The following is a 2,807-nucleotide window of genomic DNA, read 5'->3' on the forward strand; positions in this document are numbered from 1 at the left end:
TGAATGGATAGAGATAGAGGCTTATCGGGACTGGAAAAGTTTAGTAAAGTATGTCAAAAATGTGCTAAAAAAAGTCGGAACCGAATATGTAATTAATTTTGCTTAAGCACTTATTTCTGACTCAGCAGGAACGAGAATTTCTTCGCCATCCTCATTGCGCTTGTAGACTTTGTTACCACGTTTGTCATGACCAATAGCATTCACTTGAGCCATGAAGATTTCGTAGTCTCGAATTTGTCTTTGCATCGTCTCACGATTCATTTCTTCCTCGGTTTTCTTCTGAAGTAAAAGCACCGAAGTTTGTGTACCATTGCGAGGCTGAAAAGTGTCGGGGTGGAGGTCAATAGAAGCAACAATTCGGCAATGAGTCAGCATCCAGTAACGGACATAAAGCAGACCGGGCGCACCTAAAATGGCATCTGGCAGGACAATTGCCATGCGTCCGCCTGGTTTAAGAAACTGCCAACACCGTTCGATGAAAAGAATCTCTGGAGGCTGAGAACCTTGCAACACCTCAGTCGGTTCCCAGCCGTGTTCTGTCTTCCGCCAAACGTAACCCAGCTTGTACTGACTGAGTGTTTCTCGGTCTTTAATTGGCAACTTGGAACCAAAGGGGGGATTTGTCGCAATAGCATCAAAGAGAGCCAAGTCTTTAGCACTACGCAGGTTTGCTGGGTCAATCTTGAGGGCATCAGCAAACTTTTTCCGAAAGGTATCATCCCACTGATGAGGATGCAGAAGGCTATCCTGCCGCAAAATATTTCCAGACCCGTCGTTGTTCATCACCATGTTCATTTTGGTGGCTTTGACTAGATCCGGATTGATGTCAATCCCGAAAAAACATTGGCTAGCTACTTCTTGAATACGCTCATGCAGGGCGGCACGAATCCCTCTGCTAGACTGGCTTCCTGTAGCAGTCTGTAGCCGATTGATCGTCTCGTTCATGGCGATAACCAAAAAGCCACCAGTACCGCAAGCTGGATCGAGAAACTTTTGGTCAACACGAAGATCCAGCATTCTTACCGCCATCGTCTGTACGTTACGTGGCGTGAAAAATTCTCCGCGATCCCCCCGCAGGTTAGCACCAACTAATTCCTCGTAAGCTTTCCCTTTTACATCAATGTCTGTGTCCAGAAAGCTATAACGTTGGAGTTCGCCAATAACATAGGCAAGAGAACGAGGCTGGAGTTTAATGCGATCGTTGGCATCAAAAATAGTAGGGTAACGAGTCTTCACTGCATCAAAAATTTTACCAATCCTATTAGCTACAGTTAACCGACCGTCGTTACTCGCTTTCTCTTGGGCTGTAGCGTAGAAATCGAGAGGATTGGGAAGATTACGCTCATCGTGAATCTTGCAAAATATAACCTTCAGCAATTCAAAGAAAGCTGGTTGCTTCTGGAGTCCGTCAGTAACGTAGATATGGTTATGGCAGATTTTGAAGGAAAACAGCAGATTGTCGTCTGTTGCGTTCTTCAAATTCTCACGCTGGGGGCGGTTAACTTCCTCTGCATTTCCAGTGCGCGAAGGAATGTCGTTGGGTTCCTCCCAGACAACCTGACCTTGTGCAACAACACGTCGGAAGACAGATTTGTATTGTCCATTTGTCCACATTCCCCATTCAGCGTTAGGGCAAGCTGACATATAGGACTTAAGTTGATCAATACCCTCACGCCGATCAGAGGGCTGAGTTGAGTCACGTTTACACTCAATGATGATCCAGGCATTATCTTGTGTATGCTCTTGACCTTCTCGAAAGATAACGAGGTCGGCACGGTGACGTTTGCTTCCCAGCTTGACAGAAAACTCAACGGCGATTTGTTCAATGCAGTAATCTAATTCCAGTACAAGACGACGCTCTATGTTCTGGCGAACATATTCTTCGGGCGTGTCGTTGCGGATTTTCTGGTCGATGAAGTCGCTGATTTTCCCGTCTGGTAAGGCTGTGAGTATCTTGGACATTGCTTTGGCACTTTGAGGCATAGCTGCATAGCTGCTTTTGTATTAATACCAATAACCGTCCTCTGCGTATCTGTTACGTTGTGATTCTCAAAGGTCTGTTATCAGAGTAAGCGCGATCTCATCCTCGCCCCGTCACAGCCAAAGCGATCGCACTCTTCCCCCTTCCCACAGCAGCGCGATCGCACTCTACCCAATACAAAGCGCGATCGCATTCTTCTAATTTTTTATCTAATTCCTTGATACCTTTAGATCGCAAACCCCAAAACCACATTTAAACTAAAGCGAATCTGTTCCCAATATTCTTCCTCCATCACACCCACCAAACCTAAAACGCGACGATGATCGACAGCACGAATTTGCCCGACATCAATAAAACGGTCTTGGTCTAATCCATTGGAAGATGTTGCTTTAACATTCACAACGTAAGGGGCTTCTTTATTTCCCGGTCGAAACGGCATCACAATTGTCAGAAGCCCATATTGGTTCATAATGTCATTTTGCACAATCAAGCAAGCGCGGGTTTTTTGCGCCTCAGCCCCTATTGTCGGATCGAGCGTTACCCAACGGATTTCTCCCCGCCGATAAGTTAAATTACTCGCTGGCATTCATGCCATCCCCAGTTACACTATCCCAAGCTGCAATTTCAGCTTGGTACTCTGGATCTTTAGCATCCTGTTGGAGGGCGGTAATCATTTGTGCCTCCAAAATACGGCGGCGGTGTTCTGCAAGCAGATCGTTAATATAGGCGCTGCGGTTGCCTTTTGCCTGCCGATCTACAAATCGCAGGATGTCATCTTCTAAAGAGATTGTGACTTTCTGCATCAGTATGAGTTTTGGGTATGGTA

4 protein-coding genes and 1 pseudogene are annotated in these 2,807 nt (G+C 46.0%); 1 reads left to right on the plus strand and 4 read right to left on the minus strand.

The window, feature by feature from the left end:
- A pseudogene (locus tag H6F50_RS27100) lies at positions 1-106 on the plus strand (IS630 family transposase); the annotation flags it as partial.
- On the opposite strand, the gene H6F50_RS13510 reads toward H6F50_RS27100, so the two are convergent.
- The 4 genes from H6F50_RS13510 to H6F50_RS13525 form a co-directional block, all read right to left on the minus strand.
- Positions 103-1,962 carry an N-6 DNA methylase gene (locus tag H6F50_RS13510; RefSeq protein ID WP_190429090.1) on the minus strand — a complete coding sequence of 620 codons (1,860 nt, stop codon included), beginning with the start codon at positions 1,960-1,962 and terminating at the stop codon, positions 103-105. The pseudogene H6F50_RS27100 and the gene H6F50_RS13510 sit on opposite strands and share 4 nt — an antisense overlap.
- A gap of 118 nt (positions 1,963-2,080) precedes the next feature.
- Positions 2,081-2,218, minus strand: coding sequence for a hypothetical protein (locus H6F50_RS13515; RefSeq protein ID WP_190429091.1), 138 nt, complete (start codon positions 2,216-2,218; stop codon positions 2,081-2,083).
- Positions 2,208-2,567: a type II toxin-antitoxin system PemK/MazF family toxin gene (locus tag H6F50_RS13520; protein ID WP_190429092.1), complete on the minus strand. Its 360-nt coding sequence runs from the start codon at positions 2,565-2,567 to the stop codon at positions 2,208-2,210. The genes H6F50_RS13515 and H6F50_RS13520 overlap by 11 nt, the downstream gene beginning before the upstream one ends.
- Positions 2,554-2,784: a CopG family transcriptional regulator gene (locus H6F50_RS13525; RefSeq protein ID WP_190429093.1), complete on the minus strand. Its 231-nt coding sequence runs from the start codon at positions 2,782-2,784 to the stop codon at positions 2,554-2,556. The genes H6F50_RS13520 and H6F50_RS13525 overlap by 14 nt, the downstream gene beginning before the upstream one ends.
- Positions 2,785-2,807 lie beyond the last annotated feature (23 nt).

This window comes from Coleofasciculus sp. FACHB-712 (assembly GCF_014695635.1).
GTDB lineage: Bacteria > Cyanobacteriota > Cyanobacteriia > Cyanobacteriales > FACHB-T130 > FACHB-T130.

Excerpts from the sequence above, each read along its gene's own strand:
- H6F50_RS13510 (WP_190429090.1), bottom strand. The coding sequence starts at position 1,962 with ATGTCCAAGATACTCACAGCCTTACCAGACGGGAAAATCAGCGACTTC.
- H6F50_RS13520 (WP_190429092.1), bottom strand. The coding sequence starts at position 2,567 with ATGCCAGCGAGTAATTTAACTTATCGGCGGGGAGAAATCCGTTGGGTA.
- H6F50_RS13525 (WP_190429093.1), bottom strand. The coding sequence starts at position 2,784 with ATGCAGAAAGTCACAATCTCTTTAGAAGATGACATCCTGCGATTTGTA.